Source organism: Kribbella sp. NPDC023855 (genome assembly GCF_040639475.1).
Taxonomy (GTDB): Bacteria; Actinomycetota; Actinomycetes; order Propionibacteriales; family Kribbellaceae; genus Kribbella.
This window is the reverse complement of sequence record NZ_JBFAAA010000010.1, coordinates 105410-130406: the sequence shown is the minus strand read 5'-3', so window position 1 is coordinate 130406 and position 24997 is coordinate 105410. Positions and strand designations below refer to the sequence as shown.

General features: G+C 68.6%; 29 protein-coding genes. 14 read left to right on the top strand and 15 right to left on the bottom strand.

Annotation, left to right across the window (positions count from 1 at the left end; genetic code table 11):
* Positions 1–3: 3 nt before the first annotated feature.
* Positions 4–612, bottom strand: a complete 609-nt coding sequence (locus AB0F51_RS29490; protein ID WP_360285136.1) for an NAD(P)H-binding protein — start codon at positions 610–612, stop codon at positions 4–6.
* An 86-nt stretch (positions 613–698) separates the two neighbouring features.
* Here AB0F51_RS29490 and AB0F51_RS29485 point away from each other — a divergent pair, with 86 nt between their 5' ends.
* The 3 genes from AB0F51_RS29485 (at position 699) to AB0F51_RS29475 (ending at position 2401) form a co-directional block, all read left to right on the top strand.
* Positions 699–1097 (top strand): helix-turn-helix domain-containing protein, encoded by a 399-nt coding sequence (locus tag AB0F51_RS29485; protein ID WP_360285135.1) that lies wholly within the window; start codon positions 699–701, stop codon positions 1095–1097.
* Between the two features lie 68 nt (positions 1098–1165).
* Positions 1166–1702, top strand: a complete 537-nt coding sequence (locus tag AB0F51_RS29480; protein ID WP_360285133.1) for a SigE family RNA polymerase sigma factor — start codon at positions 1166–1168, stop codon at positions 1700–1702.
* A 3-nt stretch (positions 1703–1705) separates the two neighbouring features.
* Positions 1706–2401 carry a hypothetical protein gene (locus AB0F51_RS29475; RefSeq protein WP_360285131.1) on the top strand — a complete coding sequence of 232 codons (696 nt, stop codon included), beginning with the start codon at positions 1706–1708 and terminating at the stop codon, positions 2399–2401.
* 3 nt (positions 2402–2404) lie between these two features.
* On the opposite strand, the gene AB0F51_RS29470 is transcribed toward AB0F51_RS29475, so the two are convergent.
* Positions 2405–3436: a 4-hydroxy-3-methylbut-2-enyl diphosphate reductase gene (locus AB0F51_RS29470; protein WP_360285130.1), complete on the bottom strand. Its 1032-nt coding sequence runs from the start codon at positions 3434–3436 to the stop codon at positions 2405–2407.
* 304 nt (positions 3437–3740) lie between these two features.
* On the opposite strand from AB0F51_RS29470, the gene AB0F51_RS29465 reads away from it, so the two are divergent.
* From AB0F51_RS29465 to AB0F51_RS29455, 3 genes are all read left to right on the top strand, one after another.
* Positions 3741–4280: a TetR family transcriptional regulator gene (locus AB0F51_RS29465; protein WP_360285128.1), complete on the top strand. Its 540-nt coding sequence runs from the start codon at positions 3741–3743 to the stop codon at positions 4278–4280.
* A 70-nt stretch (positions 4281–4350) separates the two neighbouring features.
* Positions 4351–5565 carry an exodeoxyribonuclease VII large subunit gene (gene xseA / locus AB0F51_RS29460; RefSeq protein WP_360285126.1) on the top strand — a complete coding sequence of 405 codons (1215 nt, stop codon included), beginning with the start codon at positions 4351–4353 and terminating at the stop codon, positions 5563–5565.
* The gene (locus tag AB0F51_RS29455; protein WP_360285124.1) at positions 5562–5792 is read left to right on the top strand and encodes an exodeoxyribonuclease VII small subunit; all 231 of its coding nucleotides are present in this window, start codon (positions 5562–5564) and stop codon (positions 5790–5792) included. The genes xseA and AB0F51_RS29455 overlap by 4 nt, the downstream gene beginning before the upstream one ends.
* 77 nt (positions 5793–5869) lie before the next feature.
* Here AB0F51_RS29455 and AB0F51_RS29450 read toward each other — a convergent pair whose 3' ends face one another.
* Positions 5870–6496: a helix-turn-helix domain-containing protein gene (locus tag AB0F51_RS29450; protein WP_360285122.1), complete on the bottom strand. Its 627-nt coding sequence runs from the start codon at positions 6494–6496 to the stop codon at positions 5870–5872.
* Positions 6497–6538: 42 nt separating this feature from the next.
* Here AB0F51_RS29450 and AB0F51_RS29445 point away from each other — a divergent pair, with 42 nt between their 5' ends.
* Both AB0F51_RS29445 and AB0F51_RS29440 read left to right on the top strand, forming a co-directional pair.
* Positions 6539–7138: a flavodoxin family protein gene (locus AB0F51_RS29445; RefSeq protein WP_360285121.1), complete on the top strand. Its 600-nt coding sequence runs from the start codon at positions 6539–6541 to the stop codon at positions 7136–7138.
* Entirely contained in the window at positions 7138–7458 is a 321-nt protein-coding gene (locus AB0F51_RS29440; RefSeq protein ID WP_360285119.1) for a multidrug efflux SMR transporter, read from the top strand. Before AB0F51_RS29445 ends, AB0F51_RS29440 begins: the two co-directional genes overlap by 1 nt.
* 12 nt (positions 7459–7470) lie before the next feature.
* On the opposite strand, the gene AB0F51_RS29435 is transcribed toward AB0F51_RS29440, so the two are convergent.
* A complete protein-coding gene (locus tag AB0F51_RS29435) occupies positions 7471–8145 on the bottom strand; it encodes a nucleotidyltransferase family protein (RefSeq protein ID WP_360285117.1) in 675 nt (224 codons plus the stop codon).
* A 116-nt stretch (positions 8146–8261) separates the two neighbouring features.
* The gene (locus AB0F51_RS29430) at positions 8262–8879 is read right to left on the bottom strand and encodes a DUF4245 domain-containing protein (RefSeq protein ID WP_360285115.1); all 618 of its coding nucleotides are present in this window, start codon (positions 8877–8879) and stop codon (positions 8262–8264) included.
* A 62-nt stretch (positions 8880–8941) separates the two neighbouring features.
* On the opposite strand from AB0F51_RS29430, the gene glpX reads away from it, so the two are divergent.
* Together glpX and AB0F51_RS29420 are read left to right on the top strand one after the other, a co-directional pair.
* Complete coding sequence (gene glpX / locus AB0F51_RS29425; protein WP_360285113.1) at positions 8942–9976, top strand: class II fructose-bisphosphatase; 1035 nt, start codon at positions 8942–8944, stop codon at positions 9974–9976.
* Between the two features lie 151 nt (positions 9977–10127).
* Positions 10128–11084: a carbohydrate kinase gene (locus tag AB0F51_RS29420; RefSeq protein ID WP_360285111.1), complete on the top strand. Its 957-nt coding sequence runs from the start codon at positions 10128–10130 to the stop codon at positions 11082–11084.
* Here AB0F51_RS29420 and AB0F51_RS29415 read toward each other — a convergent pair whose 3' ends face one another.
* Together AB0F51_RS29415 and AB0F51_RS29410 are read right to left on the bottom strand one after the other, a co-directional pair.
* Entirely contained in the window at positions 11085–11474 is a 390-nt protein-coding gene (locus tag AB0F51_RS29415; protein ID WP_360285110.1) for a hypothetical protein, read from the bottom strand. It lies immediately after the preceding gene.
* Between the two features lie 142 nt (positions 11475–11616).
* The gene (locus AB0F51_RS29410) at positions 11617–12342 is read right to left on the bottom strand and encodes a DUF1707 domain-containing protein (protein ID WP_360285108.1); all 726 of its coding nucleotides are present in this window, start codon (positions 12340–12342) and stop codon (positions 11617–11619) included.
* A 143-nt stretch (positions 12343–12485) separates the two neighbouring features.
* Between AB0F51_RS29410 and AB0F51_RS29405 the strand changes: the two genes are divergently transcribed.
* Both AB0F51_RS29405 and AB0F51_RS29400 read left to right on the top strand, forming a co-directional pair.
* A complete protein-coding gene (locus tag AB0F51_RS29405) occupies positions 12486–12971 on the top strand; it encodes a hypothetical protein (protein WP_360285107.1) in 486 nt (161 codons plus the stop codon).
* A 119-nt stretch (positions 12972–13090) separates the two neighbouring features.
* A complete protein-coding gene (locus AB0F51_RS29400) occupies positions 13091–14761 on the top strand; it encodes a fumarate hydratase (RefSeq protein WP_360285105.1) in 1671 nt (556 codons plus the stop codon).
* 387 nt (positions 14762–15148) lie between these two features.
* Here AB0F51_RS29400 and AB0F51_RS29395 read toward each other — a convergent pair whose 3' ends face one another.
* The 4 genes from AB0F51_RS29395 to AB0F51_RS29380 form a co-directional block, all read right to left on the bottom strand.
* Positions 15149–15310 (bottom strand): hypothetical protein, encoded by a 162-nt coding sequence (locus AB0F51_RS29395; RefSeq protein ID WP_360285104.1) that lies wholly within the window; start codon positions 15308–15310, stop codon positions 15149–15151.
* Positions 15311–15381: 71 nt separating this feature from the next.
* A complete protein-coding gene (locus AB0F51_RS29390; RefSeq protein ID WP_360285103.1) occupies positions 15382–15909 on the bottom strand; it encodes a hypothetical protein in 528 nt (175 codons plus the stop codon).
* 341 nt (positions 15910–16250) lie between these two features.
* Complete coding sequence (locus tag AB0F51_RS29385) at positions 16251–16940, bottom strand: DUF402 domain-containing protein (RefSeq protein WP_360285101.1); 690 nt, start codon at positions 16938–16940, stop codon at positions 16251–16253.
* Positions 16937–18340 (bottom strand): class II fumarate hydratase, encoded by a 1404-nt coding sequence (locus tag AB0F51_RS29380; protein ID WP_360285099.1) that lies wholly within the window; start codon positions 18338–18340, stop codon positions 16937–16939. The genes AB0F51_RS29385 and AB0F51_RS29380 overlap by 4 nt, the downstream gene beginning before the upstream one ends.
* A gap of 122 nt (positions 18341–18462) precedes the next feature.
* Between AB0F51_RS29380 and AB0F51_RS29375 the strand changes: the two genes are divergently transcribed.
* Positions 18463–18855, top strand: coding sequence for a DUF3224 domain-containing protein (locus tag AB0F51_RS29375; protein WP_360285097.1), 393 nt, complete (start codon positions 18463–18465; stop codon positions 18853–18855).
* Here the strand turns inward: AB0F51_RS29375 and AB0F51_RS29370 are convergent.
* The 4 genes from AB0F51_RS29370 to AB0F51_RS29355 form a co-directional block, all read right to left on the bottom strand.
* Positions 18840–19385 carry a hypothetical protein gene (locus AB0F51_RS29370; RefSeq protein WP_360285096.1) on the bottom strand — a complete coding sequence of 182 codons (546 nt, stop codon included), beginning with the start codon at positions 19383–19385 and terminating at the stop codon, positions 18840–18842. The genes AB0F51_RS29375 and AB0F51_RS29370 overlap by 16 nt on opposite strands.
* A 95-nt stretch (positions 19386–19480) precedes the next feature.
* Complete coding sequence (locus AB0F51_RS29365) at positions 19481–20179, bottom strand: hypothetical protein (protein WP_360285095.1); 699 nt, start codon at positions 20177–20179, stop codon at positions 19481–19483.
* A 158-nt stretch (positions 20180–20337) separates the two neighbouring features.
* The gene (locus AB0F51_RS29360; protein ID WP_360285094.1) at positions 20338–21672 is read right to left on the bottom strand and encodes a PhoH family protein; all 1335 of its coding nucleotides are present in this window, start codon (positions 21670–21672) and stop codon (positions 20338–20340) included.
* A 1513-nt stretch (positions 21673–23185) separates the two neighbouring features.
* Complete coding sequence (locus AB0F51_RS29355) at positions 23186–23965, bottom strand: isoprenyl transferase (RefSeq protein WP_360285093.1); 780 nt, start codon at positions 23963–23965, stop codon at positions 23186–23188.
* A 224-nt stretch (positions 23966–24189) separates the two neighbouring features.
* Between AB0F51_RS29355 and AB0F51_RS29350 the strand changes: the two genes are divergently transcribed.
* A complete protein-coding gene (locus AB0F51_RS29350) occupies positions 24190–24909 on the top strand; it encodes a hemolysin III family protein (RefSeq protein ID WP_360285091.1) in 720 nt (239 codons plus the stop codon).
* Positions 24910–24997: the final 88 nt, after the last annotated feature.

The window sequence follows — 24997 nt, the reverse complement described above, 5'->3', positions numbered from 1 at the left end:
CTTTCAGTAGCCGATCGTGAACCGCTGACGACGATGGGCGGGGGTTTCGAGCTCGTCGACGAGGGCGATGGCGTAGTCCTCGGCCGAGATCTCGGTGCCGACCGGCTCATCGAGGCCGAGGCGGAAGGTGCCGGTACGCTCGCCCGGCTGGATCACCTGAGCCGGTGACAGCATCGTCCACTCGACACCCTCGGGGGTCGCGCGCAACGTGTCGAGCACGCCGGCCACGACCAGCGCCTCCGACTTGTAGATCTCCGGGAAGCCCGGCGAGTCCACCAACCGCTTGCCATCGGCAACCAAGCTTCCGGCGCCACCGACGACCACCACACGGGTCCCGTCGGCTGCGGCGACCAGCGTGTCGATCGCGTTCACGAACTCCTGCGGGTCTCCACCGGTCCGGCTCGGCCCGATCGCCGACACCAGCACGTCGACCGTCGACGCGATCTCCTTCACCGACGCCACGTCGTTGGCACTGCCGACGACTGCCCGTACGCCGGCCGGCTGCTCGCCACCCGACCGCGTGATGCCGATGACCTCATGCCCACGGCTGACCGCCTCGGCGGCAATCCGGCTTCCGATCATCCCGCTCGCCCCGTACACCGCGATCTTCATGAACAGCTCTCCTCTCGTCGACCGGACACAACGGCGTCGACAGTAACCATTGGTAACCGGCTACTTCAACGTGCTATAAGTACCTGGTGGTTACTAATGGAGAGGACCTGGCCAACCGGCTGTTCACCCGGGGCGACGTGTTCGACCCCGACTGCCCGACGCGCCTGGTCCTGGACCGGATCGGCGACAAGTGGACCGTGCTCGCCGTCCTGTTGCTGAGCAGCGGTCCCCTGCGCTTCACCGAGCTGCGCGACGGCATCGGCAAGGTGGCGCCCAAGGTGCTCACCCAGACGCTGCGCCGGCTCCAGCGCGACGGCCTGGTGAGCCGCGAGATCTTCGCCGAAGTACCGCCGCGGGTCGTCTACACGCTGACCCCGCTGGGCGAGTCCCTCATCGGACCGATCCAGGCCGTCAGCGACTGGGCCGAGGAGCACATGCCGGCCATCTCGGCCGCACAGGACAGTTACGACCTCGACTCCGCCTGATCACACGTCAACCTTTTGCCCCCGCCCGGTCATCACACTGCTGACCGAGTCACTCGAGGGGGCATCTGATGGATCCAGGACTGGACGCCGAGTTCGCGGCGTTCGTGGACGGACGTTTCACCGCACTGCAACGGTTCGGCTACCTGCTGACCGGTGAATGGCATCTGGCCGAGGATCTCGTCCAGACCTCACTGACCAAGGTGTGGTTCCACCGCAAGTCACTCCGCAGTCCCAACGCACTGGAGTCCTACACCCGCACGGTGATGGTGAACACCAGCACCCAGTGGTGGCGCCGCAAGTGGAAGGGCGAGACGCCCACCGAGGAGCTGCCCGAACCCGCCGCGCCCTCGGCGTTCGGCACGATCGACGATCGCGACCTGCTGCTGCGCGCGCTGGCGACGCTCACCCGCCGCGTCCGGGCAACGCTCGTCCTGCGGTACTTCGAAGACCTGCCGGAAGCCGAGATCGCCCAGCTGATGGGCTGTTCGACCGGCACCGTGAAGAGCAACCTCTCGCGCGGGCTGGCCAAACTGCGCCAGCACCACCTACTCACCGATCCCCTGATCGCGCCGTCCACCAGCGCCGCGGCCCGGAAGGAGGGCTGACCGATGCCCGACGAGCTGAAGGACAAGTTCCAGCAACTGGTCGCGGATCCGCCGCCGCCCACCGCAGTACCGAGTGAAGCGGTGTTCGCGAAGGTCCGCACCGTACGCCGCCGCCGTACCGCGGGTGTCGCCGTACTGGCAGCCGCCGCGGTGGTCGCGATCACCGTGGCAGGCAGCAGCCTCACCGAGATCAACTCCAGCCCACCGGTCTCCAACAAGCCCGGAGGCGTCCGCACGACCGTGGGCCTGCCGCCGACCAGTGGCCCCACCGTCTCCGCGACCAAGGCACCGCCACCTGCCGCGAAGCCGATCGGCGTCGCCGTGACACTCACGCCGAAGGTGACCGGGCGGTCCCTGCTGATGAAGGTGACCCTCAAGGGCACGCTGATCTCACCGCTCGGCATCGAAGGGGACGCCACGGCCGGCACCGAGTTGCCGCCCGGCACCAGCTTCCTGAACCGGTCGCTCGGCACCGACTACACCTACGGCGACGGTGAGCAGAGCGGTTCCGACGGCGGCTCGGTCACCTGTACCGGCGCCAAGAAACGGATCACCTCAGAAGAGACCTACACCCTCATGGACGGTCCGCACGTCTACCAGAAAGCCGGCACGTACACCTTCAGCTACACGGTCATGTACTGCGGAGCGAACGGCAAGACGCTCCAGGCGACCAAGACCGCCAAGATCGTTGTTCGCTGACCCTCAGGCGTGGTCCGAGGTGCCGGTGGTCGGCATGCCCGCCGCCTTCAGGTCGGCGCGCAACTCGCGGGGGAGAGAGAAAACCAGGCTCTCCTCCGCGGTGGTGACCTCCTGGACGTCGGCGTACCCACGCTCGGCCAGCCAGCTGAGCACGTCACGCACCAGCAGCTCGGGCACGCTGGCGCCGCTGGTCACGCCGACCGAGTCGACGCCCTCCAGCCAGGCCTCGTCGATCTCCGCCGCGTAGTCGACCAGGTAGCCCGCCTTGGTGCCGTGCTCGAGGGCGACCTCGACCAGACGGACCGAGTTGGACGAGTTGCGCGAGCCGACCACGATCATCAGGTCGACGTCCGGCGCCATCTTCTTCACCGCGGTCTGCCGGTTCTGGGTGGCGTAGCAGATGTCGTCGCTCGGCGGGTCCTGCAGGTGCGGGAACCGTTCGCGCAGGCGGCGTACGGTCTCCATCGTCTCGTCCACCGAGAGGGTCGTCTGGGACAGCCAGACCACCTTCTCCGGGTCACGGACGACCACGTTCGGTACGTCGCCCGGGCCGTCCACCAGGTGCACGTGGTCGGGGGCCTCGCCGCTGGTGCCGATGACTTCCTCGTGCCCGTCGTGACCGATCAGCAGGATGTCGTAGTCGACGGCGGCGAACCGCTTCGCCTCGTGGTGCACCTTGGTGACCAGCGGGCAGGTCGCGTCGATCGTCTTGAGCTGCCGCGCGGCCGCCTCCTGGTGCACGACCGGCGCTACGCCGTGTGCGGAGAAGATCACCGTCTCGCCCTCGGGCACCTCGTCGGTCTCGTCGACGAAGATCGCGCCGCGCGCCTGCAGCGTGGAGACGACGTGCTTGTTGTGCACGATCTCCTTGCGCACGTAGACCGGCGGCCCGTACAGGTCGAGCGCCTTCTCGACCGCCACCACGGCCCGGTCGACGCCGGCGCAATATCCGCGGGGGGCCGCGAGAAGCACCCGCTTTGTCTTTACGGCGGTCGGCGTAACGGTCGTCTCAGGCTGGGCAGTCACGGCTCCCATCGTACGGGGCGTAGCTGAACGACCTTGCCGCCGTGGCCTATGTCACGCCAGCCAAGCGGCCGACCGGCTGACGCTGGTCAGCAGATCGGCCGATTGGTTGCTAACAGCAAACAAAGAAGTCGCCCGCCCTGTCCGGGCGACTCCTTTTCTAGGAGGTGTTTCACTTCCTTAAGAATGCGTCCCGTTCACCCCTTGACGCAAAGGGTTTATAGGTCAGTACTGCGATTCCGATGACGATCAAACTCGCCAACCACTCCATGCATAGTACTCTGGATGTAGTCATTTCAGCTCGGGAGGTTGAGGGATGCGGACCAATCCGGAGCGGCGGACGGCGCTGGTGGACGCGGCGATCGAAGTACTGGCGGCGGAAGGGGCGCGCGGGCTGACGTTTCGGTCGGTCGACGTCGCGGCCGGAGTACCGAACGGCACGGCGTCGAACTACTTCGCGAACCGCGACGGCCTGCTCACCCAGGCGGGCCTGCGCATCCACGACCGGCTCGGCCCCGACCCGGCACACCTCGACCAGCCCCCGTCAGCCGAGTTCCTCACGCAACGGCTCCGCCGGCGCCTGACCGAAGACCGCGTCGGCTACCTAGCCCTCCTGGAACTCCGCCTGGAAGCCACCCGCCGCCCAGCCCTCCAGGAAACCCTCACCCACCGAGTCCGCGAAAACCTCGACGAGAACATCCGCCTCCACCACCAAGCCGCCCTCCCCGGCGACCCCCTCCTCCTGTACTTCGCCCTCGGCGGCCTGATGCTCGAACACCTAACCCTCCCCGAAGTCCTCGACCCCCAAATCGACAACCTCATGGAGAAGGTCGTCACCCAGCTCCTCGTCGACTGACTCGGCAACTATCCCGGGCCTCTGGTGGGTGCGGACTGGGGTTGTCGGTGGGGGAACGTAGAGTCGGCGGGTGGCATTGGAGACTTCGCCGGACGCACCCGCGGCCGTTCGTACGATTGCGAACGGTATTGCCGGCTGGATCAATCAGCTCGGCGCCGTGTGGGTCGAGGGGCAGCTGACGGACGTCTCGGCCGGGCGGGGTATGACGACCGTGTTCGGCACCCTGCGCGATACCGACGCTGACATCTCGCTGCGCTTCACCTGCAACCGGCGGATCTTCGACGCGGTGGATCCACCCGTCACCGACGGCGCTCGGGTCGTGGTGAACGCGAAGGCCAACTTCTTCGCCAAGCGCGGCACGCTCGCGCTCGCGGTCAGCGAGATCCGGCACGTCGGCATCGGTGAGCTGCTGGCCCGGATCGAGCGGCTGAAGCAGTTGCTCGCCGCCGAGGGCTTGTTCGAGTCGTACCGCAAGAAGAAGCTGCCGTTCCTGCCGCACACGATCGGGCTGATCTGCGGTCGCGACTCCGCCGCCGAACGCGACGTGCTGGAGAACGCGAAGCGCCGTTGGCCGGCGGTCGCGTTCCGCGTCGAGTACGCGTCGGTCCAGGGCCCGGCCGCGGCCGGAGAGGTGATGACCGCGCTCCGGCGGCTCGACGGTGACGAGTCGGTCGAGGTGATCGTGATCGCCCGCGGCGGCGGTTCGCTCGAAGACCTGCTGCCGTTCTCCGACGAGGGCCTGATCCGCGCTGTCTCCCAGGCCCGTACGCCGATCGTCAGCGCGATCGGCCACGAGCCCGACTCCCCTCTGCTCGACCTGGTCGCCGACCTGCGCGCCTCGACCCCGACCGACGCGGCCAAGCGGATCGTGCCGGACGTGCGGGAGGAGCTCGACGGCGTACGGCTGCTGCGGGAGCGTGGGTCGCGTGCCATCCGCGGCTGGCTGGAGCGCGAGGCGCATGCGCTGGCCGCAATCCGCAGCCGGCCGTCGCTGGCCGCTCCGACGGCAGATCTGCAACGGCGGTCCGACGAGGTCTCCGCATTGCTCGACCGCAGCCGCCGCACACTGACCCACCGGCTGGATCGCGCGAGTGACGATCTCGCGCACCGGCTGGCGAGTGTCCGGGCACTGTCCCCCAAGGCCACGTTGGAGCGCGGGTACTCCGTGCTGCAGTTGGCCGACGGGACAGCAGTGCGCGAGGTCGGTCAGGTGGCAGCGGGTGATGTGCTGAACGCACGGGTCAGCGACGGCCGTTTCGACGTACAGGTGAAGGAGAGCAAGTGAGCAAGAGCGCCGAACCGGCGGCCCGCCCGGAGATCTCGTACGAACAGGCCCGCGAGGAACTCGTCGAGGTCGTCCGCAAACTCGAAGCCGGCGGCACCACCCTCGAAGAATCCCTGGCCCTGTGGGAACGCGGCGAGAAGCTCGCCACCACCTGCCAGCAATGGCTGGACGGCGCCCGCCAACGCCTAGCCGAAGCCCAAGCCACCCACGAGGAAAAGCCGAACTGACAGCACAACCACCGGACGTGCGCTTGGCCCGCCCAGAGGACCTGCACGGCGCCGCGCTGCCTGAGGTTCGGATGGTTTTAGGGGGTTAGTAAAGCTGTGGTGGCGGTGGTTAGGGCTGATTGCATGCGCGGTAGGGGGAAGCCTTCGGTGCGGAGGGCCTGGTGGAGGTCGGCTGCTAGGGGGGCCAGGATGAAGTGGGCGGTGTAGTCGGCGTCCAGGTCGGGGCGGGCCTCTTCGACGAGCATTGCGATGTGGCGGTGCCACAGGCGGTACGAGCCGATCCGGTAGCGGGCGCCGTCTGAGGCGTTCTCGCTGTCGACGAAGAGTTCGACGTGGCGGTCGAGCAGTTCGCAGTACGCCGTCAGGAAGGCGTTCACCCGGTCGATCGCGGGTGCCCCCGGACCGAGGGGTGGCGGGCCGGACAGGATTTTCGCCTGCAGCTCCACCTCGCGCTCGTCCAGCAGCGCGACCGCGAGGCCGGCCCGGTCGCCGAAGCGCCGGAAGACCGTGCCTTTGCCCACACCCGCCTCGGCCGCGATCGCGTCGAGCGACACGTTCTTGACGCCCTGCTCGGCGAAGAGCCGTTCAGCCGCCTCCAGCACCTTCAGCCGGTTCCGGCGCGCGTCGGCACGTTCCGGGCGTGGTTCACCGAGCAACGGCAAGGTCGTTGGAGAAACGGACTGCGGTCCGGTACTGTCGTTCATAAGACGGACTGTAGTCCGCACACGACCGTTGGAGGAAGCACCATGAGCAACACATCCGTCCGGATCGCGATCGCCTTCCACTCCGGCTACGGGCACACCGCGAAGCAGGCCGAGGCCGTCGCGGCGGGCGCGTCCGCAGTACCGGGGGCTGTCGCCGAGCTGATCCCGCTGGACGAACTGACCGATGAGGTGTGGGAGCGGCTGGAGGCCGCCGACGCGATCATCTTCGGCGCGCCGACCTACATGGGCAGCCCGAGCGCCGTGTTCAAGGCCTTCGCCGAGGCCAGCGCGAAGGTCTGGGCCAACAACCTGCCCTGGCGGGACAAGATCGCCGCCGGGTTCACCAACTCGAAGGCGATGTCGGGCGACAAGCTGAACAGCCTGGTCGACATGGCCGTCTTCGCCGCCCAGCACGGGATGATCTGGGTCGGCCTCGACCTCTACCCGGGCTGGGCCGAGTCGACCGCGAGCATCGAGGACCTCAACCGCCTCGGCAGCTGGCTCGGCGCGATGGCACAGTCCGACGCGGACCTGTCGGCGGAGAAGGCGCCGCCGGAGACCGACCTGCGGACCGCCGCCGCCCTCGGCGCCCGGGTCGCGAACGTCACGCTGCGCCACCAGCGCGGTTCGCTGGCGGCCTGATGGCCTGGCTGGTGCTGATCGCCGCGGCCGTGTTCGAGATCGCGTTCGCACTGAGCCTCAAACCGAGCGACGGGTTCAGCCGGTTCTGGCCGACGGCCGGCGTCCTCGTCTTCGGGGTGATCTCGGTGGTGCTGCTGTCCAAGACCCTGGACCGCCTCCCGGTCGGCACGGCGTACGCCGTCTGGACGGGGCTGGGCTCGCTCGGCGTCGTCACCCTCGGCGTCGTGTTGTTCGGCGAGCAACTCAGCTTCGCCCGGCTGGCCTGTATCGCGCTGATCCTCGTCGGTGTCATCGGGCTTCGCCTCACCGGCGCCGAATAGCCGCACCGAGTATCAGACGCGGCGGCGGTGGTGGGGGCGGCGGGTGATCCGGCCGCGTGTGGGGAGCGCGGCCGGGGGGACGACCGGCGGGTCGAGGCCGCGGGTGTGGGGCTGGGCGACGAGCGACTGGTAGTCGTCCCAGCTCTCGACCCGGAGCGGAATGTTGCCTACGGCATCTACATCGGTGACCGGGTGACGGCTGGCCGCGATCACCGCCCAGATGTCCTGGTCGCTGCGCAGCTGCCGCAGCTCGCCGAACAGTTCGCGGCCGAACCAGCACGGGTTGCCGCGGCCGTTGTCGTAGCGGCTCACGCCGATCGGCGTCGACGGCCCGGCCACCTCGGCGACCAGCGACCAGACCGTGGCCGATGTCACTCCCGGCTGGTCACCGAGCATCACGACGATGCCGTCGGTACGCCGGTCGACAGCGTCCAGCGCGGGCACGATCGAAGAGCTCCCGGTGTCGGCATGCGGCGACTCGATCACCCGCGCGCCGTCCAGATCGACCCGTTCTCTGACCTGCTCCGACGCCGTCCCGAGCGTCACGATCAACTGGTCGAACCCGCACTCCCGCGCGGTCTCCAGGGACGCGTCCAGCAACGTGCTGCCCTGATAGGCAAGGAGTTGCTTCGGTACGCCGAGATGCGGCGACCCTTCGGCGGCCAGCACCAGTCCGGTGACGAACATGCCGCATCAACCCCTGGCCCGGTCGATGCGAAACATCGGAACTCCTCCGTCGATGCCGACCCGACGATAGAACCGCGTCCGGCCCGGTGTGTCAACGGCTGAATAGCTCCGGGAATTCAGCGCAAAGTGGCGGCAAACGTTTCCAGCGCGGGATAACCCGCATTTCCGGTGACGATCGTGGTGACCCCGGAGCCGATCAGCACCAGCGCCTGCTCGTTCTTCCGTTCCAGCAGGGTTTTGCGCTGCCAGACCACACCCGCCACGGTCGACGTACCGTCGTCTTCGGTTTTGCCGAGTTTGTCGGTCTGGAATCCTTTGCTGGTCACGTTCGACTGCTCCAGCCCGACGTATTTCTTCTGGTCGGTGACAATTCCCAGGTGCCAGGTCATCGGGCTTTGCTGCGGTGCCAGGAATCTCGCGTTGTTCGCGAACCAGCCGGCCGGCATCGGTTCGGGCCCGCGAACCCACGGGGCGACCTTGCGGGCCTCGGCCAGTTGAGGCGCGTAGTCCACCGGGCGGATCCGCTCCTCCTTCGGCCGCCAGGTGACCAGCATCAGGAACGCGACCACGACGAAGCAGGCCAGCAGGGCCCAGACCATGTTGGTCAGCGTCCGCGCCTTCGCCCGGTCGATCTTGTTCTGCGCACGGTAGGCCTCCGCCTCGGCACGCACCCGTGCGCGCTCCGCCTGGGCCCGTGTCTGCGCCGCCGTCTGCTCCTCACCCGTCGAGCTCATGGCACCAGTGTCCCCCGAGACCGCCAACGGCCGGACACCGGTCGTTGGCTACGATCCGTGGCATGAGCGACCCGTCCACTCCCCCGGCCCATCTCGAGGTCGACGAGCACGCGCCCGACCGCAACCTCGCCCTGGAACTCGTCCGGGTCACCGAGGCAGCCGCGATGGCGGCCGGGCGGTGGGTCGGCCGGGGCGACAAGAACGGCGCCGACGGCGCGGCCGTGAACGCGATGCGGACCCTGATCGGCACCGTCGGGATGAACGGCGTGGTGGTGATCGGCGAGGGCGAGAAGGACAACGCCCCGATGCTCTACAACGGCGAGCAGGTCGGGTCCGGCGACGGCCCGGAGTGCGACGTCGCGGTCGACCCGGTGGACGGGACGACGCTGGTCGCCAAGGGGATGGCCAACGGCATCGCGGTGATGGCGGTGGCGCCGCGCAACACGATGTACGACCCGTCCGCGGTGTTCTACATGGAGAAGCTGGTCGTTGGCCCGGAAGCCGCCGACGTGGTGGACATCCGGCTGCCGGTCGCCGAGAACATCCGCCGGGTCGCCAAGGCCAAGGGGTCCTCGGTCGACGACGTCACCGTCGTACTGCTCGACCGCCCCCGGCATGATGACCTGGCCGCGCAGATCCGGGCGACCGGCGCGCGGATCAAGTTCATCAGCGACGGCGATGTCGCGGGTGCCGTCGAGGCGGCGCGGCCCGACACCGGGCTGGACATGCTGGTCGGCATCGGCGGTACGCCGGAGGGCATCATCGCGGCCTGCGCGATGAAGTGCATGGGCGGCATGATCCAGGGCCGGCTCTGGCCGAAGGACGACGACGAACGGCAGAAGGCGATCGACGCCGGCCACGACCTCGACCGGGTGCTGTCGACCGACGACCTGGTCAGCGGCGACGACTGCTTCTTCGTCGCGACCGGCATCACCGATGGTGAGTTGCTCCGCGGCGTGCGCTACCGCAGCGCGATCGCGCGCACCCACTCACTGGTGATGCGCTCCCGCAGCGGCACCATCCGCAGCATCGAAAGCGAACACCAGCTCTCGAAGCTCCGCGCCTACTCCGCCATCGACTTCGAGCACGCGAGATGACTGTGCTTTTGGCCTCGCCTCCGGCTCGGCGGGTCATGGGGCTGGAACTCCCGGTCTTCCCTCGTCGCTCCAGTCGCTTCGCTCCCTCCGCTCCTCAGTCCAGACCGGGAGGCCCCATGACCGGCGGGCACCCCCAAGGCCGGGAGGCCCTATGACCGCGCCTGTACTTGTGATCGGTGAGGCGCTCGTGGACATCGTCTCGACTCGTAATGGGTCGGGGACTGGTTCTGGGCGGAATGGGAAGAACGGGAGCAAGGCGACGCCTGGTGGGTCGCCTGCCAACGTGGCGGTTGGGCTGGCTCGGCTGGGGCTGCCGACTGAGCTCGTCACCCGCTTCGGCACCGACCCGTACGGCGACCAGCTCGGTGCGCACCTGTTCGGCAACGGTGTCCAGCTCTCGCCCGGGTCGGTCGACCCGACCTTCCGGACCAGTACTGCGACCGCGACGCTCGACGCCAACGGGGTTGCGTCGTACCAGTTCGACATCACCTGGGAGCCGCCTGCACTCTCGTTGCGACGCGGCTGCCCGGCGGTGCACACGGGTTCGATCGCGACCGTGCTCGAACCGGGTGCCGCCGCGATCCGCACCTTCCTCGCATCGCTGGCCGAGCAGCCCGTCACGGTGACTCTCGACCCGAACGCGCGCCCGACGATCACGCCCGACCCGGAAAGCACCTGGACCGCAGTACGGGAGCTGGCGGCGTCGGCGGACCTGGTGAAGCTGAGCGACGAGGACTGTGAGTTCCTGCGGCCCGGTGCGTCGCCGGACGAGATCGCGGCCGAACTGCTGACCGTCGACCGGACCAAGTGCGTGGTGATCACCCGCGGTGGCGACGGCGCGATCGGCATCAGCCGCACCGCCCGGGTCGAGGTGAGCGCCCCGGCGATCAAGGTCGTCGACACGGTCGGCGCCGGCGACTCCTTCATGTCAGCCCTGATCGCAGGCCTGCAGACCCGCGGCCTGCTGGGCGCAGTACGCCTGGAGGGCCTGGACGAGCAAACCCTGCACGACGTCATCGACTACGCCGTCAAAGCCGCCGCCATCACCTGCACCCGCCCCGGCGCCGACCCACCAACCGCCACAGACCACACCACAACCTGGGGCTGATCACCTTCGGCTCATGCCTACCAGGTAGCCGACTCCAGTGCCGATCGCCAGTACCGCGCACAGACCCGCTATGACGATCCAGAGCCCACGATCGGCACGCGCGGCTTCCACGGCCCACACCGCACGGGCCTGGCTCGGCCGCGCGACGGCGTACTCGATCGGCAGCGAATCCTTCAGCCGCAGAAAGTGCTCACCGGGATCCCTGCCGATCTCCAGCTCGTACTCCGCGCCGCCGGCGGCGTACCGGACGAGAACGCTGCCGGAGCCCTTCTCCATCAGGCCCGGTTCGAAGACCTCAACGACCACTCCGTCAACGACTGCCGATGCCTCATCCCACGCCTGCGAGTCCTTCCACGACTGCGCGGCAAGGAACCCGAAACACAGGGTCATCAGCAAGAAGAACCCCACCAACGACCCGGGAACCAACGGCCGACCGCGCCCGGTCCTTCCAGCATGCCGCCCCTGCGGCTGCCGGCGTCGGGGTGCCGGTCGGCTGCCTTTCATCCGGCGGAGGGCCGACGGGCCCGCGTCATCAGGTCAGGCCGAGGCGTTTGGTGAGGCGGGGGCCTCGTTTGATTTTGATTTCGCCGAGGATGGCGGTGCCGCGGATGTGGAAGGTCTTGGGTGGGGTGGTCGGGGCCGCGGCGACCGGGCCGAGGACGCTTTCGGCTTGTTCGGAGACGGAGCCCAGGACCGGGTTGCTGTCCAGGTGGACGATTGCGTTCTGCGGGACGCGGATCTTCACGTCCGCGAGGATCGCCTTCACGTCGATGAAGACCTCGTCGTGCGGGATGTGCGCCTCCGTGTAGTCCAGCGTCACGTCGCCGAGGACCGCGTTGACCTCCTGACGTTGCGGGGCTAGCCAGCTGCCGACGCGCTTCGCGTCCGACAGGAAGACCCTGATGGCCGGCGCGTGCACTGTCATCCCGGGCTCCGCGGCCGGCGTGACCGCGCTTGTCGCACCGCTCGCCTGACCGACCGGGCCGGGCACGGTGGGGCCGTTCGGGAGGTCTGCAGTGATCTCGACGAGCTCGCCGTAGGTCTTGGCGGAGTACAAGGTCTCCAGCCGGTCCTCCAGCTCGGCGTAGCTCAGCCGGCCTTCAGCCGCGGACTCGCGCAGTACGTCGGCGACCTCTTCGCGCTCGAAGTCCGACACCCGCCGCCGCAACGCCAACTCATCGCCACTCAGCGGCGCCGGCCGCGCAGGCGGCGGGGTGTCCTGCGGGCGGTCGGGCTGCGGTGCGTCGTCGTGGGCCACAACCAAACCTTACGCGCGAGAACGGCCACTCGCCGATGCGTTATCACCCCGATCCACCCCTGACGCAACCCCTGAGATCACGATCGAAGTGAACCTTGCGCCGCGCCATCCTGGACGCTCAGCTTTCACCGAGGAGACCAACCTTGAAACGAACGATGACTGTGTTCGCCGCGCTCGTCGCCGCGGTCGTGGCGTTCTGCCTCCAGCCGTCCGCCGCCCAGGCGGCCCCCTACAGTTCGGGCAACTACGGCGCCCTGGCCTATGAGGGGTCCTACCCGACAATCGCCGGGTGCAGCGGCACCTTCTTCCTTCCGTACGACGTCCCGCGCGGCTCGGTCCAGTACGCCGCTTGGCAGGGCCGCCAGGTCAAACTGGAGTTCTACTACTCGAACCGCTGCGGCGCCTACGGGCGGATCAGCAACGCACCGCAGGGCTGTTCTGTCATCGTCCACCGCGACTCCAACGGTGACCGGATCTCCGACGGAGCCGTCAGCGAGAGCGTCGATCCCGGCATCGACTTCGCCTACACCAAGATGGCCAACAATCTGAACGGACGCCTGGCCAAGGCGGGCCTGGTCTGCAGGGACGTCAACGGTTCCTGGGCGCTCGCCTACACCGACTGGTACTGATCCGGCGACCCTCGGTCCGGCGTGAGGGACGGCACAGTCCGTCCCCTGTCGGACCGGGGGCGACCCGGGCGGCTTAGGCTGAGTACCGACTCAGACCACTTGCCAGGAGGTACGCACCGGTGTCCGCCGACTTCAACTACTCCGAACTGCTGCCGCTCGGCGCCGACAACACGGAGTACAGGCTCCTCACCACCGAGGGCGTGAGCACGTTCACCGCGGGCGGCCGCACGTTCCTGCAGGTGGAGCCGGCTGTGCTGCAGCAGCTCACGGCCGAGGCGATGCACGACATCTCGCACTACCTCCGTACTGCGCACCTCACCCAGCTGCGGCGGATCATCGACGACCCGGAGGCGTCGGGCAACGACCGGTTCGTGGCGCTCGACCTGCTGAAGAACGCGAACATCTCGGCCGGCGGCGTACTGCCGATGTGCCAGGACACCGGTACGGCGATCGTGATGGGCAAGAAGTCCGAGGGCGTGCTCACCGGCGCGGTCGACGAGGAGTGGATCAGCCGGGGCGTGTACGACGCATACACCAAGCTCAACCTGCGCTACTCGCAGATGGCGCCGCTGACCATGTGGGACGAGAAGAACACCGGCTCCAACCTGCCGGCCCAGATCGAGCTCTACTCGACGCCGGGCTCGGCCGCGGCGGACCCGGCGTACAAGTTCCTCTTCATGGCCAAGGGTGGCGGGTCGGCGAACAAGTCGTTCCTGTTCCAGGAGACCAAGGCGGTGCTGAACCCTGACGGGATGATGAAGTTCCTGGACGAGAAGATCCGCTCGCTCGGGACCGCGGCCTGCCCGCCGTACCACCTCGCGATCGTCGTCGGCGGGACGTCCGCGGAGTACGCGCTGAAGACCGCGAAGTACGCCTCGGCGCACTACCTCGACGCGCTGCCGACGACGGGATCGCCGCTGGGGCACGGGTTCCGCGACGTCGAGCTGGAGGAGGAAGTCTTCAAGCTGACCCAGGAGTTCGGGATCGGCGCGCAGTTCGGCGGCAAATACTTCTGCCACGACGTCCGGGTGATCCGGCTGCCGCGGCACGGCGCGTCCTGCCCGGTCGCGATCGCGGTGTCCTGCTCGGCGGACCGGCAGGCGCTGGCGAAGATCACGCCGGAGGGCGTCTTCCTGGAGCAGCTCGAGCGCGACCCGGCGCGGTTCCTGCCGGACACCACCGACGAGCACCTCGCCGATGACACTGACGTCGTACGGATCGACCTGAACCGGCCGATGAGCGAGATCCGCGCGGAGCTGTCGAAGCTGCCGGTGAAGACGCGGTTGTCACTGAGCGGGCCGCTGGTGGTGGCGCGCGACATCGCGCACGCCAAGATCAAGGAGCGGCTCGACGCGGGTGAGCCGATGCCGCAGTACCTGAAGGACCACGCCGTGTACTACGCGGGCCCGGCCAAGACGCCGGAGGGTTACGCGTCGGGGTCGTTCGGGCCGACCACGGCCGGGCGGATGGACGCGTACGTCGACCAGTTCCAGGCGGCCGGTGGATCCTTCGTAATGCTTGCCAAGGGCAACCGCTCGGCGAAGGTGACGCAGGCGTGCAAGGAGCACGGCGGCTTCTACCTCGGCTCGATCGGCGGACCGGCGGCGCGGCTGGCGCAGGACTGCATCAAGTCCGTCGACGTGATCGAGTACGCCGAACTCGGGATGGAAGCGGTCTGGAAGATCGAGGTCGAGGACTTCCCCGCCTTCGTCGTGGTCGATGACAAAGGCAACGACTTCTTCACCGACACCCGCAAGCCGGTCCCCCTCACCGTCCGCCCCCGAAGCTGACCACAAGCACCCGCACTGCGCCGGTGTGCGCGGTGCGCTGGTGTGCGCGGAGGCGAGCTACGCGCTGCGCTCATACAGATGTTGTGTGAGCGGGCGGGATGCACTGGCGGCCGCAGCAGCATGCGGTGCGGGCGGAGGCGCGGTGCGAGCCTGCACGCACGGAGCGCTGGCACCGCGTGCGGTGCGGCGGGCACGAAGCGCTAGCACCGGGTGCGGTGCGGCGGGCACGAAGCGCTGGCGCCGTGGGGGGTGCGGTGGGCACGGAAGGCTGGCACCGGGTGGGGTGCGGGGCGCCTGCAGGCCGGGCGGGTGCGTCGGCGGCGGGGCCGCGTGGTGTCCGGGTGTGACGCAAGCAGCAGGTGTGCTGGGCTCGGCCCGGGGGTGGGGTTAGCCGGCGTTGGCTGCTGTGGCTGGGTCGGGGAGTCGCATCATCAAGTGTTTGGCCGCGCGCAACTGGTCGGCTTCGTTGTGGCCGAAGGCCTGGAGGTAGGAGCGGAGGGCGTAGCGCAGCAGCCGGAGCTCCTCGTCGGTCAGTTCGATAGTGTGCATGTTTCTCACGGTAAACCCGTCTCCGCCGAAAAGCGCCGCCCGTGATCGAGCCGTTGCCGTCGGCTCCGGAGTCAGCGGTCGATCCAGCCTGCGGTCAGCAGGATCTCGGTGGCGACCTCCGGCACCGCGCGGTCGTTCACGACGGCGAAGTCCTCGAGCCCCGGGGTTTCGTCGTACTCCGCGAGCGCGCGCTGGAGGTCCCACTCCGGCCCGCGGACGGTCCCCCGGGTGCGGCTCTCGACCAGCGCTGGCGCAGTCAGCAACTTGACCAGCTGAACGTCACAGCCCGCAAGACAGTCGGTGAAAGCCTGCCGGAGCTCCGCGCTGTTGATGCACCCGCTGACGACGACGAACCGCGCACCGGCTGCTCGATAAGTCGCCCACACGGCTGCGAGGTTGCGGATCCGGAGCCGATCGTTGAACCCACGCTGGTCAGCCGGTGCCGGCCCGTACTGCGCCAGCGCGTCGAGGTCGATCACGGCGACCGGCAGCAACCGGCTGGTGAGAATCCGCCCGATCGCCTGCCCCATCGTCGTCTTCCCGGCTCCCCCACCCCCACCGATCAACAACCCCCGGCAGCCGGTATCCATCATCGCCATCCCCCAAGTCTGCCGGACCCCGCCCCCTCACCAGCCGACATCACCCGGCGCGGCTCACCCCCACTACCGGCCCTGCCTGGCCGACTGTGGAGCCGCTGGCCCGCTGCAGCAGGCCATCGGACAGCCAAGGGGGCTATCGGCTCGGCGGCGTCGGCGACTCGGCGCACGACCGCGTCGGCGACTCGGCACCGGCGGCGTCGGCACCCGAGGCTCGGCGCTCGGGCTTCAGCGGCTCGGCGGCGTCGGCTACTCGGCGCACGGCCGCGTCGGCGACTCGGCGCCAGCGGCGGCGGCACTCGACGCTCGGCGGGTCGGCGCCGAGCGATTCAGCGGTTCGGCGGTTAGCCGAGGAGGTCTTTGGTGATGTGGGTGACGGTGTAACCGGTGGGGGCTTCGGGGAGGCGGAGGGTGGGGTCGGGGCGCCAGTCTTTCCAGTTGTCGGAGAACGGCGGGCTCCAGGCTTCGATCTCCTGGACCGCGGCGTGGGCGTCGGCGGTGATGCGGGTCGCCTCGGCGGCGGTGAAGCGGCCGGTGGTGACGGCGCCTTCCAGTTCGTCCTCGTCCTTCCAGTCGATCCGGCGGTCCGGGTTGATCCACAGGTCGAGGACATGGTCGACCGAGCTGGTACGCCGGGCCGCCACGTCGCGCCGGTGCTCGGCTTCCAGGTTGACGTACCACCCCAGGAAGGTGTCGTCGGCCGCCCAGAAGTGCCAGATCGACCAGGGCTTGCCGGTCGGGGCGACCTTGAGGATGCCGGTGCCGTGCCAGATGTCCAGCTTGAGCACGCGGTCCTCGGTGAACATGCCCTCCGGACCGGCGTACCGCATCTCACGGCCGTCGGTCAGCACCGGCTTGATCACCGGAGTGCCGGGCGCTAGCCAGGCGACCAGCCCGTCCTTGTCGTCGCGGACCACCGTCATCGGCCGCACGTTCGGCAGGTGGCTGAACCGGCCCGTCCCTTCGTAGATCCACTCGATCGTCGTCCCGGGCGCCCAGTGCAGGTCCGTCCCGGTCGTCGCGCCGGCCGTCACGAGTCGGCCGGCCGGGTCATCGAGAGCAGGTCGAGGGCGGCGTCGAGCTGGGCCTCGGTCAGGTCGCCGTTCGCGACGTGACCGTTCTCGATCACGACCTCGCGGATCGTTTTGCCCTGCTTGAGCGCGCTCTTGGCCACCGACGCGGCGTTCTCGTACCCGATGTAGCGGTTCAGCGGGGTGACGATCGACGGCGACGACTCGGCCAGCGCGCGGGCGTGCTCGACGTTCGCGGTGATGCCGTCGACACAGCGGTCAGCGAGCAGACGGGAGGCGTTGCTCAGCAGCTGGATCGACTCGAGCAGGTTGCGCGCAATCACCGGCAGCATCACGTTCAGCTCGAAGTTGCCGCCCGCGCCGGACACCGTGATGGCGGTGTCGTTGCCGATCACCTGTGCGGCCACCATCAGCGTCGCCTCGCAGATCACCGGGTTCACCTTGCCGGGCATGATGCTGGAGCCCGGCTGCAGGTCCGGCAGCGCGATCTCGCCGAGCCCGGCGCGTGGCCCCGATCCCATCCAGCGCAGGTCGTTGCAGATCTTCGTCAGGCTGACCGCGATCGTCTTCAACTGCCCCGACAGCTCCACCAACGCGTCCCGAGCACCCTGCGCCTCGAAGTGGTCGGCCGCCTCGCTGAGCTCCAGCCCGGTACGCCGGTTCAGCTCGGTGATCACCTTGGCCGCGAACCCCGCCGGTGTGTTGATCCCGGTCCCGACCGCCGTCCCGCCCAGCGGCAACTCCGTCACTCGCGGCAGGGTCGCCCGGACTCGATCGGCACCGCGGTTGATCTGCGCGGCGTACCCGTTGAACTCCTGTCCAAGCGTGACCGGCGTCGCGTCCATCAAGTGCGTGCGGCCGGACTTCACCACCTCGGCGAACTCAGAACCCTTACGTGACAGGGACTCCGCCAGATGCTCCAAGGCCGGCAGCAGGTCGTGGACGACACCCGCCGTCGCGGCGACGTGGATCGCCGACGGGAAGGTGTCGTTGCTGGACTGGCTCGCGTTGACGTGGTCGTTCGGGTGCACCTCGGCTTCCAGCTCGCGGGTCGCCAAGGTGGCCAGCACCTCGTTCACGTTCATGTTGGTCGACGTCCCGGAACCCGTCTGGAACACGTCGATCGGGAACTCGGCGTCGAACTCCCCCGCGGCCACCCGGTCCGCGGCCGCGACGATGCCGTCGGCAAGCTTCTTCTCCACCACCCCGAGCTCCGCGTTGACCACCGCGGCCGACGCCTTGATCTGGGCGAGCGCGTGCACGAGGGCCGGCGCCAGCGGCCGGCCGGAGATCGGGAAGTTCTCCACCGCACGCTGGGTCTGCGCCCGCCACAACGCGTCGCGGGGCACCTTCACCTCGCCCATCGTGTCGTGCTCGATCCTGAATTCCACGTTGTCTCCCATACCTGCAGAGTACGTCGATCCGCACTGTCCGCCGGGACTGATAGAACCGTTGTGGACAACAGCACACCACAGCGGGGACAACCCCCGAAACGACCCACCGGCACCACCCCGAGGGAGTACCGATGCGCTTCACCCAGGCTTTCGAGATCACCAAGTGGGACCAGTCGGACTACGACGACGCGGGTGACCTCACCCTAGGACGCGCCGTGGTCGGCAAGAACTTCAGCAGCGCCGAGCTGGAGGGCGCCGGTCTCGACGGGACCAGCTCGGCCGAGCTGCTGATGGTGGGCACCCCGGCCGGCCCCGCGGCGTACACGGCGGTGGAGCGGTTCACCGGCACGCTGGCCGGTCGCGAGGGCACCTTCGTGATGGTGCACGGCGCCAGCGCCGACCAGGACTCCTCCCCCGGCAAGATCGTTGCGGCCGACGGCGACCTGACCGGCATCACCGGCACGGTCGTCTTCGAGCACGACGACAAGGGCCCGCGCCTCACCCTCGACTACGAACTGCCCTGATAGACGTAGTACGCCTCGGCTCGTCCCTGCAGCTGCACGGGGACGGGCCGCACCTCACAGCTGCCGAAGGTCTCCCGCATCGCCGTCTCCAACGCGGCCGATGCCGACGACGACCACACCGTCAGCACCCCACCCGGAGCCAGCCGCCGCCTGCACTCACCCAGGAAGTCACTCTCGTACAACGCCGAATTCTCGTTGTACACAAGGAAATCCGGCCCGTTGTCCACATCCAGCAACAATCCGTCCAACGACGCAGACGGCTGAGCCAGTACTACGTCCCGCACGTCGCCCACCTCGACAGCAACCCGGTCGTCGTCCAGCACCGACGGCACCAGCCCGTCGCGCATCCACTGCACGACTGCGGGCTCGATCTCCGCAACCAAAACCGACTCCACGCGCGAGTCGGCCAGTAGCGCGCGCACGGTGTAGCCGAGCCCCAACCCGCCCACCAGCACCCGGGCGGGCAGTAGTACGGCGTCCAGAGCCGCAGAGGCGAGCAGCTCCTCGCTGGAGGTCTCGGCGTCGTCCATCACGAACACACCGTTCACCCGCAGCTCGAGTGCCCCGTCTTCTCGGCGTCGCAGCAGGAGCTCGCCCCGCTCGCTGACCGCCCGCGCCAGCTCGCTCAGTACCAGCCCTTAGCTCTGGAGTGGGCCCAGGCGCCGCAGGGGGAGTTGTGGCGGTTCTCGATGTAGTCGAGGCCCCACTTGATCTGGGTGACCGGGTTGGTGCGCCAGTCCTTGCCGTACGCCGCCATCCGGTTGCCGGGGAGGGCCTGCGGGATGCCGTAGGCGCTGGAGGTCGGGTTGTCCGCCGACACCCGCCAGCCCGACTCCTTCATCCACAACTTGTCCAGGCAGCTGAACTGGCTCTCGCCCCAGCCGTGGTCGGCCAGCAGGTTCTTCGCGATCTCCCGCGGGGTGCCCTCGAGCTTCTTGCGCTCGGCGTCCCGGCTGGCGCGTTCCTCGCGGGAGCTCTCTTCGGTCTTCTTCAGTGCCTTGTACCGGGCGAGGGCGGTGTTCTTGGCCTTCTGCTTCCGGTCGGAGGCGTCCTGCGCGGCCCGGCGGGCGGCGTCGACGGCCTCGATCTGGTTGCGCAGCTGGATGACTTCCTGGGCCTGCTCGGCGGCCGACTTCGGCTTCGGGGTCGGCGCCTTGGCGGCCAGCGCGCGCTCGCTGTTCATCACGGCCATCTCGGCGCGCCCGGAGACCGCGCCGGACGCCGAGTTACTGCCCGGCGAGGCGAAGAGGTCGAAGCCTGCGACAACCGAAACAACGGCGATACCACTGACTGCGAGGATCGCGACAGAGCGCTTCGCTTTCATCTGTCCTTCCGAGATACCCGACCCCCGTCGGCTGCAACAGGACCATACTCTGGCCTAATCAGAGCGTGATCACAACAACGTCACAATGAAAGGTGCGGCCACATGGCAGGTGGCCGCACCGGGTACCGCGAAAGTCTTACCCTTGTTTTACAGAACACCTAGAGCTGGACGTCCTCCAGCATCTCGGTGACCAGCGCCGCGATCGGCGAGCGCTCCGACCGGGTCAGCGTCACGTGGGCGAAGAGTGGGTGACCCTTCAGCTTTTCGACCACCGCGACGACGCCGTCATGCCGGCCGACCCGCAGGTTGTCACGCTGCGCCACGTCGTGGGTGAGCACCACCCGTGAATTCGCGCCGATCCGGGACAGCACCGTGAGCAGCACGTTGCGCTCCAGCGACTGGGCCTCGTCGACGATCACGAACGCGTCGTGCAGCGACCGGCCGCGGATGTGGGTCAGCGGCAGTACTTCGAGCATGCCGCGGTCCATCACCTCGTCGATCACGTCACCGCTGGTCAGCGCGCCGAGCGTGTCGTGCACGGCCTGCGCCCAGGGCGCCATCTTCTCGGACTCCGAACCGGGCAGGTAGCCCAGCTCCTGGCCGCCGACCGCGAACAGCGGCCGGAAGACGACCACCTTCTTGTGCTGGCGGCGCTCCATCACCGCCTCGAGCCCGGCGCACAGCGCCAGCGCCGACTTGCCGGTGCCGGCCCGGCCGCCGAGCGAGATGATCCCCACGTCGGGATCCAGCAGCAGGTCGAGCGCGACCCGCTGCTCTGCCGAGCGTCCGCGGATCCCGAACGCCTCCCGGTCGCCGCGCACCAGCCGGATCCGCTTGTCCGGCATCACCCGGCCCAGCGCGCTACCGCGCTCCGACAGCAGCACCAGTCCGGTGTGGGTCGGGAACTCACGGCCCTCCGGGATGTCCAGTACGCCGTCCTCGTACAAGGCGTCGACATCGCTCACCGGGACCTCGAGCTCGTCCATCCCGGTCCAGCCCGACTCCAGGGCCAGCTCGGCCCGGTACTCCTCGGCGTCCAGCCCGCAGGCCGAGGCCTTCACCCGCATCGGCAGGTCCTTGGAGACCAGCGTGACGTTGCGGCCCTCGGCCTGGAAGTTGCAGGCCACCGCGAGGATGCGGCTGTCGTTGTCGCCGAGCCGGAAACCGGCCGGCAGGCTCTCGGGATCGGTGTGATTGAGCTCGACCCGGAGTGTTCCACCCTTCTCCCCCCCTGGCAGGGGTGCGTCCAACCGTCCGTGCTGGATCCGGAGCTCGTCCATCAAGCGCAACGCGGTGCGAGCGAAGTAGCCGAGCTCAGGGTGATGCCGTTTTGCCTCCAGTTCGGTGACGACGACCACCGGAATGATCACCTCGTGCTCGTCGAACCGCTCCATCGCATGCGGGTCCGACAGCAGCACCGAGGTGTCCAGCACGAAAGTGCGCTGGTCCGGCGTGGATGAGGGGTTTGACGCCTTGGCGTGGGTGGCAGCCATGTCGCACGTCCTCTCGGACCGCAGCGTGCACCACGCCCGGCCCACCAGTGGTTAGGTGTTGGACCGGGTCCGGACCCGGAGGTCTGGTGCAGACCCCCTCCGTTCCGCAACGCGCACGGAACCGGAAATCAGCGAGAATGAGACCGTGGGTCTCGGGCACTCCGTTCGGCCCCTCATGGGGCTACCGGCGAGCAGTTGCGTCTCATCTGATCGGGCCTCCCGGACAGCCGGCTTCCCCTCCGACCGTCACTAGTGAGCGTAGGTCTGTCCCGCAAATGGCGCAGCCCGACACGCCCGGCCACGGGGTTAACGGCTTGTTACACGTTTCCCTCCACCGGGCGACGCCGTTCACCCCACCGGGTGAGCCGGTACGCCGGTACGCCGCCGCACGCTCTACGTATGCCGAAAAACGCGCTCGGTTACGCCACCTCGCTGTGGTCGCTGACTTACGGAGTACTAGGCACCTATTGGGCCACCGGCGGCTCCGGCTACCCGTTCGCCCGCGTCGACGACGACCACTCCACCGCCTCGATCCTGGAAGGCGCTCCAGTCGAAGTAGTGGGCCCGGCAATGGCCGCCCTCGGCCTCTTCGGCGCAATCGCCGCCGTGCTGATGACCCTGCACCGTCCGCAGCCCGCACCCGCCCGGACCGGCAGAGCCGGCGGCCGCGGGGCCGGAGGGGGCAGGGCCGGCGGGGGTGGCGGTGTCTTGTTGCTGGGGTTTGCTGGGGTGATGGCGGTACTTCTGGCGTTGGTTGTGCCGGATTACACGCCGTTGGGGATGTTGGCTCTGGCGCCGGCGATTCTTGTGTTTGCGTTTACCGGGGTGCCGGGGGCGCAGGACGGCGTGGGCGACATTCTGTACTGGCACCGGGTGAACATTCTGGTCATGTTCCTTGGCGGGCTTCTGTGGGCTGCTACGGCTGTCAGCTACCACCGCAGGCGTCGTCAGGCCTGTGGCAGCTGTGGCCGGAGTGAGCGGCCGCTCAAGGCCTGGCAGACGCCCGAGGGCGCTCTGCGCTGGGGCCGCCGCGCAGTACTCGTCGCGGTAGTTGCCAACATCCCCTACGAGCTCACCCGGATCGCCTGGTACTTCGGCTGGAAGCTCGGCATCACCGACGAGTTCCACCAGATGATGGCCGACACCCCCGGCATGCTCGAGATGGGTCTCGCGATGGCGCTGATGGCCATCGGCGGCAACATCCTGACGCACGGGCTGGTGCACCGCTGGGGTGAGGTCTACCCGCGCTGGATCTGGTTCAAGGCCGGCCAGCGGGTCCCACCGCTCCTGGCGATCATCCCAGCGACGATCGTGGCCGTAGTACTGGTCCCTGCCGGGCTGATGAACCTCCGGCTGTCAGACGACGACGGCGGCGACCTGTGGGGACTGACGCTGCCAGGCACCCTGTGGGTCGTCTGGGGCGTGGCACTGGGCGCAGCAACCTACGCCTACTACCTCCGACGCCGTACTACGTGCCGCCGCTGCGGCCGGGGTGCTCCCGAGGCCGCAGTACTCACGTCCCGAAGCGGCGCTCGCGCTGGGCGTAGCTCCGGATTGCCCGCAGGAAGTCAACGTGCCGGAAGTCCGGCCAGAGCGCCTCGCAGAAGTAGAACTCGCTCAGCGCGCTCTGCCACAGCAGGAACCCGCCCAGCCGCTGCTCCCCCGACGTCCGGATGACCAGGTCCGGATCCGGCTGGCCCTTGGTGTACAGGTGCTCGGCGATGTGCTCGACGTCGACCCGCTCGGCCAGCTCCTCGATGGAGATGCCCTTGGCGGCCTCCTCCAGCAGCAGCGACCGGACCGCGTCGGCCAGCTCGCGACGGCCGCCGTACCCGACGGCGACGTTGACCAGCATGCCCTCCGCGTGCTCGGTGGCGGCCTCGGCGCCTTTCAGTACTTCGGCGGTCGCACCGGGCAGCAGGTCGAGCGCGCCGACCGGGTGGATCCGCCACTGGCCGATCTCGGTCAGCTCCTCGACGGTCTGCTCGATGATCCGCAGCAGCGGCTCCAGCTCCTCCGCCGGGCGGGTCAGGTTGTCGGTGGACAGCATCCACACCGTGACCACCTTGACCCCGACCTCGTCGCACCAGTGCAGGAACTCGGTGATCTTGGTGGCGCCCGCCTCGTGGCCGCGCGACACCGGGTCACCGGCGGCCCTGGCCCAGCGCCGGTTGCCGTCGATGATGACGCCGATGTGGCGGGGCATCCGGTCCGGCGACAGCGATCGCGCCAGCCTGCGCTCGTAGAGTCCGTAGACCAGGTCGCGCAGCTTGGCCTTGCCAGGTGTCCGCATGGGCAGTGTGCTCTCCTCGACGACGCTGAGACTTCGAGGCTAGCCGACATTTCCGGTTCGTAGCGGGATCGAACTTTTGCCGGACTTCGTGCATCGGACACTCCGGGGAGGCTGTGTCCGTGCCGGTGATCTCGCCTACATTTCATCCGTGGGGAGGACCCAACCTACGGTCCCGTAGGTTACGGTTGCGTAAGGATTTACGAACGCCCAGCGAGAGGACGGCGATGACGGCCAGGACCGCAGCCAGCACCCCGACCGATGCCACTCCGCACGAGCACGAGCACGGCCGGCTGAGCGACAAGCTCTCGCCGCTGAAGCCCAAACTGCGCGGCTGGCTGCACGCCGGCACCTTCCCGCTCGCGACCGCGGCCGGCATCGTGCTGATCTGTCTCGCGCCGACCTCGAGCGCCCGCTGGGCCGCCGCCGTCTACACGCTGGGCTCGATGCTGCTGTTCGGCATCTCCGCGCTCTACCACCGGTTCTACTGGGGCTCGACCGGCGAGGCGATCCTGCGCCGGCTAGACCACAGCAACATCTTCCTGCTGATCGCCGGCACCTACACCCCACTGGGCGTCGTGCTGCTGCGCGGCAACGACCGGATCCTGCTGCTCAGCCTGGCCTGGGGTGGCGCGCTGATCGGCATCCTGTTCCGGATCTTCTGGGTCGGCGCCCCGCGCTGGCTCTACACCCCGATCTACCTGGCCCTGGGCTGGGTGGCGATCTTCTGGATGGGTGACTTCTACCAGCTGGGCGGCGCGGCCGTGGTGAGCCTGCTGGCCGTCGGCGGCGGGCTCTACTCGATCGGCGCGGTCATCTACGGCACCAAGCGGCCGAACCCGTCCCCGCTGTGGTTCGGCTTCCACGAGATCTTCCACGCCTGCACGGTGGCCGCGTTCATCTGCCACTACATCGCCGTCAGCATCGCCACCTACCGGGCGGGCTGATCCGGGCGGGCTGACTCAGGGCGGGCTGATTCAGGGGCCCGTCGAGGCGATCTGAAGGTGAGCTGAAGGTTCTGGGTGCATCCTCGAA